Origin of the sequence: Pseudoflavitalea sp. G-6-1-2 (assembly GCF_012927185.1) — a bacterium.
GTDB lineage: Bacteria > Bacteroidota > Bacteroidia > Chitinophagales > Chitinophagaceae > Pseudobacter.
Genome location: NZ_JABBGB010000001.1, coordinates 549,126 through 563,994, shown reverse-complemented (window position 1 = coordinate 563,994; position 14,869 = coordinate 549,126). Strand labels below are relative to the sequence as shown.

The 14,869-nt window shown below is 46.6% G+C and carries 13 protein-coding genes; 12 read left to right on the top strand and 1 reads right to left on the bottom strand.

Annotated elements, in window-relative coordinates:
• Positions 1-52: 52 nt before the first annotated feature.
• Positions 53-1,966, bottom strand: a complete 1,914-nt coding sequence (acs, locus tag HHL16_RS02265; RefSeq protein ID WP_169423519.1) for an acetate--CoA ligase — start codon at positions 1,964-1,966, stop codon at positions 53-55.
• Positions 1,967-2,099: 133 nt separating this feature from the next.
• Here acs and HHL16_RS02260 point away from each other — a divergent pair, with 133 nt between their 5' ends.
• The 12 genes from HHL16_RS02260 (at position 2,100) to HHL16_RS02205 (ending at position 14,850) form a co-directional block, all read left to right on the top strand.
• Positions 2,100-3,638 (top strand): MFS transporter, encoded by a 1,539-nt coding sequence (locus HHL16_RS02260; RefSeq protein WP_169423518.1) that lies wholly within the window; start codon positions 2,100-2,102, stop codon positions 3,636-3,638.
• A gap of 9 nt (positions 3,639-3,647) precedes the next feature.
• The gene (locus HHL16_RS02255; protein ID WP_169423517.1) at positions 3,648-3,890 is read left to right on the top strand and encodes a DUF6814 family protein; all 243 of its coding nucleotides are present in this window, start codon (positions 3,648-3,650) and stop codon (positions 3,888-3,890) included.
• A gap of 153 nt (positions 3,891-4,043) precedes the next feature.
• Positions 4,044-4,415 carry a hypothetical protein gene (locus tag HHL16_RS02250; protein WP_169423516.1) on the top strand — a complete coding sequence of 124 codons (372 nt, stop codon included), beginning with the start codon at positions 4,044-4,046 and terminating at the stop codon, positions 4,413-4,415.
• A gap of 221 nt (positions 4,416-4,636) precedes the next feature.
• Positions 4,637-6,220 (top strand): SulP family inorganic anion transporter, encoded by a 1,584-nt coding sequence (locus tag HHL16_RS02245; protein WP_169423515.1) that lies wholly within the window; start codon positions 4,637-4,639, stop codon positions 6,218-6,220.
• Positions 6,221-6,224: 4 nt separating this feature from the next.
• Positions 6,225-6,848 carry a carbonic anhydrase gene (locus HHL16_RS02240; protein WP_169423514.1) on the top strand — a complete coding sequence of 208 codons (624 nt, stop codon included), beginning with the start codon at positions 6,225-6,227 and terminating at the stop codon, positions 6,846-6,848.
• Positions 6,849-6,985: 137 nt separating this feature from the next.
• Positions 6,986-7,624: a carbonic anhydrase gene (locus tag HHL16_RS02235; RefSeq protein WP_169423513.1), complete on the top strand. Its 639-nt coding sequence runs from the start codon at positions 6,986-6,988 to the stop codon at positions 7,622-7,624.
• A 24-nt stretch (positions 7,625-7,648) separates the two neighbouring features.
• Complete coding sequence (gene gldA, locus HHL16_RS02230; protein ID WP_169423512.1) at positions 7,649-8,581, top strand: gliding motility-associated ABC transporter ATP-binding subunit GldA; 933 nt, start codon at positions 7,649-7,651, stop codon at positions 8,579-8,581.
• Positions 8,578-9,867: a phosphopyruvate hydratase gene (eno, locus tag HHL16_RS02225; protein WP_169423511.1), complete on the top strand. Its 1,290-nt coding sequence runs from the start codon at positions 8,578-8,580 to the stop codon at positions 9,865-9,867. Before gldA ends, eno begins: the two co-directional genes overlap by 4 nt.
• Positions 9,868-9,970: 103 nt before the next feature.
• The gene (locus tag HHL16_RS02220; protein ID WP_169423510.1) at positions 9,971-10,267 is read left to right on the top strand and encodes a septum formation initiator family protein; all 297 of its coding nucleotides are present in this window, start codon (positions 9,971-9,973) and stop codon (positions 10,265-10,267) included.
• Between the two features lie 259 nt (positions 10,268-10,526).
• A complete protein-coding gene (locus tag HHL16_RS02215; RefSeq protein ID WP_169423509.1) occupies positions 10,527-10,766 on the top strand; it encodes a hypothetical protein in 240 nt (79 codons plus the stop codon).
• 90 nt (positions 10,767-10,856) lie between these two features.
• The gene (nth, locus tag HHL16_RS02210) at positions 10,857-11,648 is read left to right on the top strand and encodes an endonuclease III (RefSeq protein ID WP_169423508.1); all 792 of its coding nucleotides are present in this window, start codon (positions 10,857-10,859) and stop codon (positions 11,646-11,648) included.
• Between the two features lie 805 nt (positions 11,649-12,453).
• Positions 12,454-14,850 (top strand): GAF domain-containing protein, encoded by a 2,397-nt coding sequence (locus HHL16_RS02205; RefSeq protein ID WP_169423507.1) that lies wholly within the window; start codon positions 12,454-12,456, stop codon positions 14,848-14,850.
• Positions 14,851-14,869 lie beyond the last annotated feature (19 nt).

Below are 14,869 nucleotides of genomic sequence, written 5' to 3'. Positions count from 1 at the left end.
AAAAATGGCCACTCCCGAAAGAGCAGCCATTGCATATTCAAAGTTTTTCTTCTTACAATTTTCCGTTTTTGATCTCATCTACCACACCCGGATCGAGCAGCGTGGAAGTGTCGCCCAGATTGCTGGTTTCACCTTCTGCGATCTTGCGGAGAATGCGGCGCATGATCTTTCCACTTCTTGTTTTCGGCAGTCCGCTTACAAACTGGATCTTATCTGGTTTTGCAATCGGGCCGATGATGCGGCTTACGGTTGATGCAATGTCTTTTCGTGTGAGTTCGCTATCTTCCTGATGACCGTTGAAGATCACGTAGGCGTAGATGCCTTGTCCTTTTATATCATGAGGATAACCCACTACGGCACTTTCCACTACACCTGTATGCATGTTGATAGCGTTCTCCACTTCGGCTGTGCCTATACGGTGGCCGCTCACATTGAGTACATCATCTACACGGCCGGTGATGCGGTAGTTGCCGTTCTCATCGCGGAGACATCCGTCGCCGGTGAAGTAGAGGTTGTCGTAAGTAGCGAAATAATTCTGTCTGGCGCGCTCATGATCTCCGTAAGTGGTACGCAGCATGCCGGGCCATGGGAACTTGATGCAGAGGTTTCCGCTTACGCCATTGCCTTCTACTTCTTTTCCGTTTTCGTCAACGAGTATTGGTTGAACACCGGGAAGCGGAAGTGTTGCGTAGGTTGGAATGCCGGGAGTAACACCCGCCATATTGGAAATGAGGATACCTCCGGTTTCAGTTTGCCACCAGGTGTCTACGATAGGGCAGTTGCCTTTTCCGATATGCTCATTGTACCATTGCCATGCTTCTTCGTTGATAGGCTCTCCAACGGTGCCGAGTACACGAAGACTGCTGAGGTCGTGTTTCTGAACTGGCTCCAGTCCAAAACCCATGAGGCTTCTGATGGCAGTGGGAGCGGTATAGAGAATGTTTACTTTGTATTTGTCTACAATGTCCCAGAATCTTCCGGCATCGGGCCAGGTGGGTACCCCCTCGAACAATAACGAAGTGCCGCCTGCGCTGAGCGGACCATACACGATATAGCTGTGACCGGTGATCCAGCCGATATCTGCTGTACAGAAATGCACTTCACCGGGTTGATACTGGAATACGTTTACGAATGAATAGTTGGTGTACACCATATATCCGCCAACAGTATGCACCACGCCTTTCGGCTTACCGGTAGAACCTGATGTGTAGAGGATGAAGAGCATATCTTCTGCATCCATTTCTTCGGCCGGGCAATCGGGACTGCCTTGTGTTTCCACTCTGCGGATCTCATCTTCCCACCAAACATCGCGGCCTTTGATCATCGATACCGGCATGCGCGTGCGTGTGAGTACGATCACTCTGTTAACGAATGGGCATTGCACCAATGCATCGTCAATTACGCCTTTGAGCGGAATGGCTTTGTTGCCGCGATAAGCGCCGTCGCAGGTGATTACAAATTCTGCTTTGGCATCCTGCAGGCGGTCTGCAATGCTTTGTGCGCTGAAACCTCCGAAGATCACGGAATGGATGGCGCCGATGCGTGCAGTGGCAAGTACTGCAATGGCCAGTTCGGGTACCATGCCCATGTAGATGCATACACGGTCTCCTTTCTTAACGCCATTATTTTTCAGCACGTTTGCAAACTGCACTACTTTATTGTAGAGATCGCGGTAAGTGATTACGCGATGATGTTCTTCAGGATCATTGGGTTCCCAGATGATGGCTGGTTTGTTGCCCAGCTTCTCCAGGTGTCTGTCGATGCAATTTTCAGTGATGTTGAGTTTTCCGCCTTTGAACCATTCGATAGTGGGCTTCTTGAAATCCCAGTTCAGTACGGTGTCCCATTTTTTTCTCCACGTAAAAGTGGAAGCGATTTCGCTCCAGAAACCTTCCGGGTCTTTAATGCTTTTCTCATACGCTGCTTGGTATTCAGCTGCGGACTTTAGCTGATAAGGAAATGACATAGGCTCTCGCATTTTGAATAGTGAGTGCTAAAATTAATTCAATTTGTAATGAACTTCGTTTGAAAATTTTTAAAATCTTTTCAGAATCACTCGTGCGCATTCAATGTTTAGGTTTTTGAATTATCTTACTAGCATGAATACTCCTGTACAACAACAGGGGATCTGGAAAGTGATTGCTGCCTCATCCGTAGGTACTCTGATTGAGTGGTACGACTTCTACATTTTCGGAAGCCTTGCTACTGTAATTGCTGATCAGTTCTTCCCCAAAGGCAATCCCACAGCGGCTTTGCTTGCAACCCTGGCCACCTTCGCTGCCGGATTTATTGTGAGACCATTCGGTGCACTGGTCTTCGGCAGACTGGGCGATCTCATCGGAAGAAAATATACTTTCTTACTAACGCTCGTTCTTATGGGCGGTTCAACATTTGCGATCGGCCTGGTACCCGGATATCAAACCATCGGATTTGCTGCACCATTGATTGTGTTGCTGCTTCGGTTATTGCAGGGCCTTGCATTGGGAGGAGAATATGGAGGTGCAGCTACATATGTTGCAGAACATTCACCCGTTAACAGACGCGGATACTTCACCAGCTGGATACAAACTACCGCTACACTCGGACTGCTTCTGTCGCTTGGAGTGATACTGCTTACACGTCATTCACTCGATGCCGATCTGCAAAAGTCCATCGCCAAATTCAACGACTGGGGATGGCGCATTCCATTCTGGGTGAGCATTGTGCTCGTAGGCGTATCCATCTACATCAGATTGAAAATGCAGGAGAGCCCGCTTTTTACCAAACTGAAATTAGAATGTAAGACCTCCAAAAACCCGTTGAAAGAAAGTTTCGGTAACAAAGCCAATCTGAAAATGGTGCTGCTTGCATTGTTCGGCGCAACCATGGGGCAGGGTGTTGTTTGGTACACCGGACAATTTTACGCACAGAGTTTTATAGAGAATGTCTGCAAAATAGATTTCGAGCAATCGCGTACAATACTGATCTGGGCTATTGTTGCGGCCACTCCGCTCTTCATCGTATTCGGAGGATGGAGTGATAGGATCGGCAGAAAATGGATCATGCTCTCCGGCATGTTGCTGGCCATTTCCTCTTATCATTTCATCTTCAAACAACTGATGAACATCAGCGATGTAAAAGGCAAAACAGAAATAGTTGAGCAACGGAAAATGCTGAGCAGGGAAGTTATGCCGGTGCCGGATCGTCCAGGAGAGTTTGCACATATCGCCATCAGCGAAGTGCATTACACAGATGGAGCTGTGTTCAAAGAAGTAGTAACTGATACAGTGAAAGAAGATCAGTCGAAAACCACCAAAACCATTTACAAAGACAAACGACTCGGCAGCGGCGATTACTGGACGGCCGTTTGGTGGCTCTTTGTACTGGTTGGATATGTAACGATGGTCTATGGTCCCATTGCTGCATTTCTTGTTGAACTGTTCCCAACAAGAATCAGATATACATCCATGTCGTTGCCCTATCATATCGGCAACGGTGTATTCGGAGGACTTACACCGTTTGTAGCCACATTGCTCACTACCATTTATGTGAATGATAAATTATCGGGTCTCTGGTATTCGATTGTTATTGCTGGTGCGTGTTTTATTATTGGAGCAGTGTATGTAAGCAATAAGATCGATCCGAACGTAAACGATTAAACTCATAGTATGAATTCTATCAAAAGAGCACTGGGCATAGTTTGGTTTTTGTTAGGACCATTCAGTATCTGGTACCTGATCAAAACAGCGGCGCATGAGATTGCGGCCAAACCAGTGGTGGATACAAAGATCCAGTGGGGCATTTTCATAGTTGTATTTGTACCTATTTCCATTGGGCTGATGATATTCGGTTATTACGCCATGAAAGGGGAGTACGATCATCTTCCGGAAAATTCTGATGAAATACAGTGATCGCCCGAACAATCAGGCTTTGCTGCTGTTACGCAACTATAACAGGCTGGTAATTAACAAATGAAAAATTCACGGTCACTTTTCTGTTAAATAATGATCTTGATTTGGATTTACAGCCTGTGATGTATTATTTTTGTTCTCCGACAAATACGTATGAAAAGAAGTGCAATACAATATGTAAGAACGCAACCTGCTGTGAGAGCCGCTCTCGCTGTGGGTTTGATGTGTCTGCTGGTATTGCTTACCACTATCAACTTCTTTATCTATTCCGGTGATGCAAAAGAGCAGGTTCAGTACAGTTGTGTAACTTCAGCTGAAGAAGAAGCTCAATCGAATCCGAACCCTGCTGGTCCGGATGAAAAATCTCCCGGCAATCCCGTCTCCATTACAGAAGAATATATCCACGAAGGGGAAGATTCTGTAGACCCTTACTGGATCAATGCTTTGTTCCGTCACAAGATCCACGCTGCGGAACAATTAAAGCTTGTGCACTTCGAAATTTTATCGCCCCCTCCCGAAGCATAATCCTGGCTCAGGCTTATTCTCACAATTATTTATTGTCAGTTTATTTTACTGTTAAGGCGCATCAGCATGGCATTGTATGCCTGTTCTGAAACACGTGTATTATCAACGCACGCTTGTACAGAGAAATTAACACATTGGTTATCCGTGGAACGGACGGATAGCAAATGGTATCACTAATCAATTCACAGGTTCGTAATAAACGGATGTATTAAACATTTTTTATGGTCAAAAAAGAAAAAGGGTTACTGGGCTCATTGGGCTCCGATTTCCCGGCTTCGGTTGTTGTATTTCTGATTGCATTACCGCTCTGTCTGGGTATTGCACTGGGCTCTAATGCTCCGTCTTTCTCAGGTATCATCGGCGGTATTGTGGGCGGTATCGTAATCGGCGCACTCAGCGGATCGCAGCTGAGCGTGAGCGGTCCGGCTGCAGGCCTCACTGCAATCGTAGCAGTTGCCATCGGCAAGCTCGGTGTGTTCGAAGCATTCCTGCTGGCAGTGGTACTCGGTGGTGTAATTCAACTGATACTCGGTTATCTCAAACTCGGAATACTGGGAGATTATATTCCTTCGGGTGTAATCAAGGGAATGCTGGCCGCTATCGGTCTCATTCTTATTCTGAAACAATTGCCGCACCTGGTAGGATATGAAGAAGACTTCATCGGCGATGAAGCATTCAAACAGAAAGATGGAAAGAACACTTTCTCCGAACTGTGGATGGCATTCAACAATATGCTTCCTGTAGCGCTGGGTATCGGTGTAATATCCATCGGTGTGCAGATTCTTTGGGATAAAGTGCTTGCTAAAAAGATAAAGCTGTTCAAACTGGTTCCTTCTCCACTGTTTATTGTGTTGTTCGGAGTAGGCGTTAATGAATGGCTGAAAATAAGCATGCCTGAATATGCGTTGGGAAAATCGCATCTGGTGAATATCCCTATCGCAAGCAATCCAGCAGAGTTCTTCTCTTTCTTCACCTTTCCTGATTTCAGTCATTTAACCAATGTATCGGTATGGACAACAGCGCTTACGCTGGCCATTGTTGCCAGTCTCGAAACGCTGCTCAATATCGAAGCCGCGGATGATCTGGATCCTTACCAGCGCGTAACACCAACGAACCGTGAATTGAAAGCGCAGGGTGTGGGCAATATCGTATCCGGTATGATCGGAGGTCTGCCGCTTACATCAGTTATTGTACGCACATCTGCTAACGTTAACGCAGGTGCGAAAACTAAAATGTCGGCTATCATGCACGGCCTGTTACTGTTGCTGTGCGTGGCATTGATACCTGGCGTACTGAACCTGATCCCCTTTGCATCACTGGCGGCCATCCTCATCTATACAGGCTGGAAGCTTACCAAGCCAAGTTTGTACGTAGGCTTCTTTAAAAAAGGATGGGGACAGTTTCTGCCGTTTGTGGTGACGGTGATAGCAATTCTTCTCACAGACCTGTTGGTGGGAATCATGATCGGGTGTCTCGTAGGGCTGTTCTTTGTCATGCGCAGCAATTTTAAATCTGCTGTGTTTGTAGTGAACGATAACAATAAATATTTATTCCGCCTGAGGAAGGATGTGAGCTTCCTCAACAAGCCGATTATCAAGAATAAGCTGGAGCAGGTGCCGGATAGCTCTTACGTAATGATCGACGCACAACGTGCCGACTTCATCGACAAGGATGTGGTGGAAGTTATTGAAGATTTCATGAAAGCCGCACCATTGAAAGACATCAAAGTTGAATTGAAAAAAAGTGTTTACAAAGACCAGGGATTCTCTGCAAATCATTCAGAAATACTGGCATCTAAAAACTAACGTTATGCAAACAATCGAAAAATTACTCCTGGAAAATAAAGCATGGGCCGCCGAAAAAGTAATCGATGATCCTGCTTTCTTCAAAAGACTCGAGAATGTGCAGAAACCAGAATTCCTCTGGATCGGCTGCAGCGACAGCCGCGTACCTGCCAACGAGATCACGCAAACGCTGCCCGGTGAAATATTTGTTCACCGCAACATTGCCAACCTCGTAATCGAAGATGATGTGAATGCACTCAGCGTACTCGAGTATGCAGTGGTTCACCTCAAAGTAAAACACGTGATCGTTTGCGGCCACTACAATTGTGGTGGAGTAAAAGCCGCCATGACCGATCAGAGCTTCGGCATCATCGATGGCTGGATCAAAGGCATCAAAGATCTCTACGAAGAAAACAGAAAAGAGATCGATGCACTCGAAAATGAAACAGACCGCGTAAACCGCCTCGTTGAGCACAACGTGCGCAAGCAGGTGCTCACACTGGCTAAAACAGCCACCATCCAAAAGACATGGGCCCGCGAAGAAAGGCCGCATATCCACGGATGGGTATATGGACTGAAAGATGGTTTGATCAAGCAAATTTTCAGTCTGGCACCTCCGGTGAAATCACTGGACTACCAGGTGGTGTAACATAGCTGACTTAAGCATTTGACCGATACATCCGTTCTATAGCGGGTGCGGGTGAAGCCTGACGGCAATTCTTGTTGACAGGATTTACCCGCATACCGCTATATTTGTATGAATCTAATCCACCCAAATACTACATTATGTGGAGCGAATCTTACAAAAAACTGTTAGCGGAAAACAAAGTATGGGCAGAAGATAAAATAAAAGCAGACCCTGAGTACTTCGACAGGCTTGCACATCTTCAGACCCCCGAATTTCTCTGGATCGGTTGCAGCGACAGCCGCGTTCCTGCGAATGAAATCACCAATACCCAGCCCGGCGAAATTTTCGTTCACCGGAATGTGGCCAACCTGGTGGTTCATACCGATGTAAACCTGCTGGCGGTTCTCGACTATGCAGTGAATCATCTCAAAGTAAAACACGTGATCGTTTGCGGCCACTATGGCTGTGGTGGTGTGAAAGCTGCCATGACCAATACCGACTTCAAACTGGTGCTCAATATGTGGCTCCGCAATATCAAAGATGTGTATCGTCTCCATCGCGAAGAGCTCGACGATATGAGCGATGAGAACCAGAAATGGGATCGTCTTGTTGAACTCAATGTGCAGGAGCAACTCACCAACCTCGCCAAAACTTCCATTATTCAGCGCGCCTGGAAAGAAGGCAATCGCCCCGATCTGCATGGATGGGTGTACGGACTGAAAGATGGCCGCATCAATGCCGTGTACGAAATGAAGGCCGGCAGCGTTATAGATGATCTGTACAAATACGATCTCTAATCAACCCCCAAACAGCTTTAAGCCATGTCTATCGAAGTGAAAGGGCTCACTAAAATCTATGGAGAACAGAAGGCGGTAAACAATATCTCATTTGCCATCGGCAAAGGAGAGATCGTTGGCTTTCTCGGTCCGAATGGAGCAGGTAAGTCCACCACCATGAAAATAATAACCGGTTACCTCGAAGCAGATGCAGGCCAGGCCGTGGTTTGCGGCATCGATGTAAAGCAGCATCCGCTCGATGCGAAAGCAAAAATCGGTTACCTCCCCGAAGCCAATCCACTCTACTACGATATGTTTGTTCGGGAGTACCTCGATTTTGTTGCCGACGTACATCAGGTGCAAAACAAAAAACAAACGATAGAGAAAGTAATCGAAACCGTAGGGCTTACACCCGAAAGCAAAAAAAAGATAGGGCAACTCTCCAAAGGATACAAGCAACGTGTTGGTCTCGCTGCCGCACTGATCCACGATCCCGAAGTGCTGGTACTCGACGAACCAACCACTGGTCTCGATCCCAACCAGATACTCGAAATACGCGAGCTGATCAAACAACTGGGAGCAAACAAAACAGTGATCTTCTCTTCGCATATTCTGCAGGAAGTAGAAGCCATCTGCGATCGCGTGGTGATCATCAATAAAGGACAACTGGTAGCAGATGATAGTTTAACAACACTCCGCAATCAGCAATCCAACACATCTTCACTGCGCGTAACATTTAAAGAACCGCTGGAAGCCGCATGGCTGGAGCGTTTGAGCCAGGTGAGTGCAGTGAATCGCATTACTCCTAACGAATGGGAGTTAGTTTGCAAGGAAGTGAATGAAGCAAAGAGACAATTAATGGAACTCGCTTTGCAACACAATCTGAATATCGTTTCTTTGCAATCCGGCGAGCAAAGCCTGGAAGAAGTTTTCCGAAGCCTCACATCATCATCATCTAAAAATACAATTGAATCATGAGTTACATTGCTGACATTCATGCAAGACAGATCTTAGATAGCCGTGGTAATCCTACTGTGGAAGTAGATGTAACCACAGAAGAAGGATTTTCAGGAAGAGCGGCCGTTCCCAGTGGCGCATCAACCGGTAAACACGAAGCAGTTGAGCTGCGTGATGGTGACAAAGGAATCTACATGGGAAAAGGTGTTTTGCAGGCAGTAAAGAATGTGAACGAGATCATTGCTGAACAACTGATAGGTATCGACGTTACTGAACAAGCATATATCGATGAGCAACTCATCAACATCGATGGTACTGAAAATAAGGCCAAGCTGGGCGCTAATGCCACACTGGCTATTTCAATGGCGGTTGCAAAAGCAGCAGCAGAAGAAACCGGTCTGCCTCTCTATCGTTACCTCGGTGGTGTAAATGCAACCGTATTGCCCATGCCGATGATGAATATCCTCAATGGCGGCGCACATGCTGATAACAAAATCGATTTCCAGGAATTCATGGTAATTCCTGTAGGTGCTGAAACCTTCAGCCAGGGCCTTCGCTGGGGTGTTGAGATCTTCCATCACCTGAAATCTGTTCTGAAGAAAAAAGGATACAGCACCAACGTTGGTGATGAAGGTGGTTTTGCTCCGGATATCCAAAGCAATGAAGAAGCCATCGAAACTGTACTCGAAGCGATCACTGCCGCAGGTTACAAACCCGGATCAGAAATCGCTATCGCGATGGACGCTGCCAGCACTGAGATGTGGGACGAAAAAACAAACGGCTACAAATTCTACAAGAGCACCAATAAAGTGATCACCTCCGATGATATGGTGAATTACTGGGCAAACTGGGTGAAACAATATCCTATCGTGTCTATCGAAGACGGTATGGCAGAAGACGATTGGGAAGGTTGGAAAAACCTCACACAGGCCATCGGCAGCAAATGCCAGCTGGTAGGTGATGATCTTTTCGTAACCAACGTTAAACGTCTCAAACAAGGTATCGATCAGAATATCGCCAACAGCATTCTGATCAAAGTAAACCAGATCGGTACTGTTACCGAAACCATCAATGCAGTGCAACTGGCGCAGACCAATGGTTTCAATACCATCATGAGCCACCGCAGCGGTGAAACTGAAGATACCACTATCGCCGACCTGGCAGTAGCCCTCAATTGCGGACAGATCAAAACCGGTTCTGCAAGCCGTACCGACCGTATGGCCAAGTACAACCAACTGCTCCGTATCGAAGAATTGTTGGCTGAGACCGCCATTTATCCGAAAGGAAGAATTAAATTTGGTAAGTAAGCTATCGACTGAACACCATTCACAATAGTTTTCCGGAGCGATCAGAAAAAGATAGCGGCACTGTTTTCGCTATCATTTTCTGATCCTCCATTTTATACATAACATGAAATTGCTCTCCCGCATACCCGCCTGGTTAAAGAATAAGTACACGATCACCACCATCGTTTTTGTGGTGTGGCTGTTATTCTTTGATGATCAGGACATCTTTACCACCTGGTTCCGTCACAAGAAGGAACTCCACAAGCTCGAAGAGAGCCGGGATTACTATCTCGACCAGATCAAACTCACCAAATCCGAGCTGGATCAGCTTAAATCCGACAAAACAACCCTCGAAAAGTATGCGAGGGAGAAGTATTGGATGAAGAAGGACAATGAGGATCTTTTCATCCTTCCTGAATAATTTCAACACCCATACTGTTGTGAGTGGCTGATTGTCAAGCCTTCCGGAAAAAAAGTTATCCGACGGTTGTCCACTCTGGTAGATTTACTATTTTTCAGCTCATGGTTATGTTATACCTTGCCAGCCCCCAGATCCTGCACTGTTATTTTTCCAATATCTTTGTACAATAAAGAGGAATTACCGAGCGTTTATAATACACGGACGGACTCCGAATGGACTCTTCGGAACATTAATTATTCAAGGACAAAATGGTTTGCCTATGACAGTTCTCTTTACACCAGAGGAACTTGTACAGTATTTGTATAACGAAACTTCTCCCGAAAAAACCGCAGCGATTGAAGCCGCTTTACAGGAAGACTGGACCCTTCGTGAAAAGCTGGAAGTGTTGAAATCTTCAAAGAAAACACTTAACACGCTTACAGAATCGCCCAGACCAGAAGCAATTATGAATGTGCTGAATTATGCACGTCAGACAGCACCTGAATCAGTTCAATCCTAGCAAAACCCCTGCGCGGCAGCGATAGTAACCATAAAGCTGCTCGGCGAATAACCCTTCTCCCGTAAATTCGCAGTCATCTTAATATTCAGGATGACCAGAAAAGAACGTTTCGAGTTTATAATCCATTACTTTCAGCAGCACGCACCCAATGCGGAGACTGAGTTGCTGTACGACAATCCCTACCAATTATTGGTGGCGGTGATTCTCAGTGCCCAGTGTACCGACAAGCGCGTGAACCTGACTACGCCGGCTATTTTCGATAAATACCCGGATTCCAAACATTTGGCCAAAGCCACTTTCGATGAGCTCTTTCCGCTTATCCGGAGCATTTCATATCCCAACAACAAAACCAAACATCTGATCGGAATGGCGCAGATGCTTGAAACGCAGTTCGGGGGCGAGATTCCGCATACTGTTGAGGAGTTGGTTCAGCTGCCTGGTGTTGGCCGCAAAACTGCCAACGTAATTACCAGCGTAATAGACAAGCAGCCTAACATGGCGGTGGATACGCACGTATTCCGTGTATCTGCACGAATTGGTCTCACTGTCAAAGCCACTACACCGCTCGCTACGGAAAAGCAGTTGCTGCAATACATTCCGGAAGATCTGGTGCATGTTGCGCATCACTGGCTTATACTTCATGGACGTTACATCTGTGTAGCGCGCAATCCCAAATGTGCAGAGTGCGGCCTCAAGCCTGCCTGCAAATACTATCAGAACGTAGTAATGAAGCAGGAGATCACTTCGCTCAAAACAAAGCGCGAAGTTGCTTCCGGCACTCAATCTTCGAAACCGACAGTAATAGCCGCAGCAAAAAAGAAGGCCGCACCGAAGAAGAAGTCTGCGTCAAAATCAGCACCAAAGAAATCAACTAAAAAGTAAACAGATTATCCCGCTGCAGTTCCGGGTCTGGCCGTGACATGCACTCCTGGGCTGCGACTTGTGCCGGGCAGTATAGCAACTCCGATGAGCGGCAGTAAGTAGGATTAAGCATTGGCACAAGTCCAGGCTTTCGTGCAACACAACTCAAGGCCTGCGGAGCGCATATCCCGCTCCAGACCTATCGCTGATAGCTTAGCTGTTTGATGGCTGCATTTTGCTGCCTGCATTTTCAGGCATCACTTTCTGCCAGGCTATTATTCTTTGAAGCAACCCACTTCTTCAGCAGGAGTTTCGCCCTCGCCGGTATCCAACAAGACTACATACTCACGCTGCTTATTTCATTCCCCCTTCCTCACCGGGCAGACCGGCAACCTTCATCAACAACCATGGAGCGCTAACCCAAAGGTTACTTCAGAAGTTTTCTCTGTTGCACATTCAGCCACGTGCTGCAATGGAATATGCGCTCCGCAGGCCTTGAGTTGTGTTGCACGGAAGCCCGGAATTATTCTATTGCCCAATCCTGCATGTTACATCTGCCCGGAGCCACTATACTGCCCGGCACAAGTCGCAGCCCAGGAGCGCATATCCCTTTGCAGCACAGCACAATAAGCAATCACCAAAGATCTTCACACGCAACCTCAGCAAGCCCCCTCCGGCTAAACCCTGAATTTTGGCGGTCAAACCCGGTATCTATTCCGCCAACTTTTTGGTGTGCGGCCTGTTATTATTGTAATTTTACAATATCCAACCGCTTCAGCCGTCTACCTAAGAAGAGAGAACGTTTACAAGAAAAATCGAAGAAGAAATGGAAACAAATTATACACCGGTTCCTTATTCATACCTATCCTTCGCTCCCCTCATCAGGGAATGGGAAAAAATGATCAGCGAAGGCAGGGAGGGAACCCGCCAGTTGTATCAGGATCTGCTGGATAAAGTACGCCAGCATCCCGAACTGCTCGTGCGGATCGACGACCTGTCCCTGCTCGAAAAACATAAACCGCTCATAGAGCAAATGATGGCCACAGTTTTCCCTGTGACCCTGAATGATAAAGAAGATCTGTTTGGTGCAGGATTCCCCTTTCAGATGAAAATGTTCTACGAGTCTCAGAAGTTTCGCGAAACGTTTATGATTGGCGATAGCCATGATATAACCTTGCCCGATACCGATGATGCATGCGGACAACAACAGGAAGTAGGAAAAGATGCCTGCATGTACCAGCTCATCCTGAGCAGGTTCTACAATATCGACAATACCACTACTGTGCGGATGGTTCAGCCTTACAAATGTTTGGAAACCGGACTGGACCGATACATGGAACTCGAGATCGATACCCGATTTCTCGATGTTCGTGCAAGAGGTGAATTGCCTCAGTTACCCGAAGGAATCACATTCGGTTGCCACAATGGCCACGACCTCGCACAGCGCCCTGAGTTGAAGAAACTGTTGCCTTTAGACAAATTCGAGTTTGAAGGTATGGTGATCATCCGCATCTGGGAAGTAACCGAAAGAGAAGTACTCAATATCATTCGCGATAGCCTGCTGCACCTGAACAATTTTGGCGATCAGAAAGTATTTACGCAGTTGCAGAATCAGGTGCAGAACCTGATGGGTATTCCGGGTGTGAATACAGCTATCAAACCTTTCTTTCAGGTGAATGGACACCTGGTGTTGTCGGAGTTCTACACCACAATGGCTCCGAGTTCCATCAAGCATAAGCCTTCGCAGGATAAGATGCAGTTCATCTATCAGGCAGTGATCAATGCGTTTAAGAACAACTTCAAACCATTGCTGATACCTGATGTGAATGAAGATGCAGTGATGCGTTATCCATTCCTCACCTTCATGGCTGAGTATGGATGGAAGAGCGCAATTATCTGTCCGTTGTTTGCAGATAACAGAGACGTGCTGGGCGTGCTGATCATTGTCTCCGAAAAAAGGAATATGTTCTCGGCAGAGCATGTGGCGAAGATCGAGCCGGCTATCCCCCTGTTCAAGATTGCGCTGGAGAAAAGTCAGGAAAACCTCGATCATCAGGTGGATCGTGTGATCAAAGATCAGTTCACTGCTGTACAGGATGCTGTTGAGTGGCGCTTCACAGAAGCTGCGCTGAACTACCTCACCGGTGTGAACAAAGGAGATGGCGAAGCGAAGATCGAACCGATAGTGTTCGAAGGCGTGTATCCGCTGTATGGCGCTATCGATATCCGCAACTCATCAGTGGAAAGAAACCACTCCATTCAGCTCGATCTGCTAGAGCAGCTGAATCAGGCGAATGAAATTATTCTGCAGGCAAAAGCAGAGAACCCTTTTCCGCTGCTGGAAGAAACTAATTTCAAGATCAGGAAATACATTCACTCCGTATCCAATATTCTGTTTGCGGATGATGAGATCTCCATCATGCAGTTTCTGAAAGTGGAACTGGTGCAGTTGTTCAAGCATTTGCAAACGATCATTCCTTCACTCAATAAACCGATCAACAGATATTTTCAGGCGGTGGATTCACCGGTTGAAATGGTGTACCACCACAGAAAGAAATATGAAGAGACAATTACACAAATAAATAATGAGGTAGCGCGGTTTATCGATCATGAGCAGAAGATGGCGCAGCAGATTTTTCCTCACTACTTCGAGCGTTTTGTAACGGATGGCGTTGATTTCAATATCTATATCGGCCAGGCAATTACGCCCGATAAGAAATTCGATTTCTTCTATCTGCGAAATCTCAAGATCTGGCAATTGAGTACGCTGGCTAAAGCGGCAAGGTTAACGCATTCGCTCGAAAAGCAATTGCCGATGCCATTGCAAACGAGTCAGCTGATACTGGCGCATAGCCATCCGATCTCTATCAGTTTCCGCACAGCAGAACGTAAGTTCGATGTGGATGGGGCATACAATATCAGGTACGAGATCATTAAGAAAAGAATCGATAAGGTGCACCTGAGAGATTCAAACGAAAGGCTCACCAAACCGGGATACCTCGCTATTGTTTACTCACAGCAGCAGGAAGCATTTGAATATCTGGAGTATATCGACTTCCTCCAAAATCAGGGACTGCTTCGTGGAGAAGTGGAAAAACTGGAACTGGAAGAATTGCAGGGAGTGAGTGGATTGAAAGCCCTTCGTGTTGCAGTGAATCTCGAACCTATCGGCGAAGATGATACCGATAAAGAAGCAAGAAAGCTCAGCGAAATAGAGAAATAATCGGGTAAGTATAAAAATG

What these genes read in the sequence shown, in the direction of transcription:
- acs (WP_169423519.1), bottom strand. Translation starts at nt 1,966, where the DNA reads ATGTCATTTCCTTATCAGCTAAAGTCCGCAGCTGAATACCAAGCAGCG.
- HHL16_RS02260 (WP_169423518.1), top strand. Translation starts at nt 2,100, where the DNA reads ATGAATACTCCTGTACAACAACAGGGGATCTGGAAAGTGATTGCTGCC.
- HHL16_RS02255 (WP_169423517.1), top strand. Translation starts at nt 3,648, where the DNA reads ATGAATTCTATCAAAAGAGCACTGGGCATAGTTTGGTTTTTGTTAGGA.
- HHL16_RS02250 (WP_169423516.1), top strand. Translation starts at nt 4,044, where the DNA reads ATGAAAAGAAGTGCAATACAATATGTAAGAACGCAACCTGCTGTGAGA.
- HHL16_RS02245 (WP_169423515.1), top strand. Translation starts at nt 4,637, where the DNA reads ATGGTCAAAAAAGAAAAAGGGTTACTGGGCTCATTGGGCTCCGATTTC.
- HHL16_RS02240 (WP_169423514.1), top strand. Translation starts at nt 6,225, where the DNA reads ATGCAAACAATCGAAAAATTACTCCTGGAAAATAAAGCATGGGCCGCC.
- HHL16_RS02235 (WP_169423513.1), top strand. Translation starts at nt 6,986, where the DNA reads ATGTGGAGCGAATCTTACAAAAAACTGTTAGCGGAAAACAAAGTATGG.
- gldA (WP_169423512.1), top strand. Translation starts at nt 7,649, where the DNA reads ATGTCTATCGAAGTGAAAGGGCTCACTAAAATCTATGGAGAACAGAAG.
- eno (WP_169423511.1), top strand. Translation starts at nt 8,578, where the DNA reads ATGAGTTACATTGCTGACATTCATGCAAGACAGATCTTAGATAGCCGT.
- HHL16_RS02220 (WP_169423510.1), top strand. Translation starts at nt 9,971, where the DNA reads ATGAAATTGCTCTCCCGCATACCCGCCTGGTTAAAGAATAAGTACACG.
- HHL16_RS02215 (WP_169423509.1), top strand. Translation starts at nt 10,527, where the DNA reads ATGACAGTTCTCTTTACACCAGAGGAACTTGTACAGTATTTGTATAAC.
- nth (WP_169423508.1), top strand. Translation starts at nt 10,857, where the DNA reads ATGACCAGAAAAGAACGTTTCGAGTTTATAATCCATTACTTTCAGCAG.
- HHL16_RS02205 (WP_169423507.1), top strand. Translation starts at nt 12,454, where the DNA reads ATGGAAACAAATTATACACCGGTTCCTTATTCATACCTATCCTTCGCT.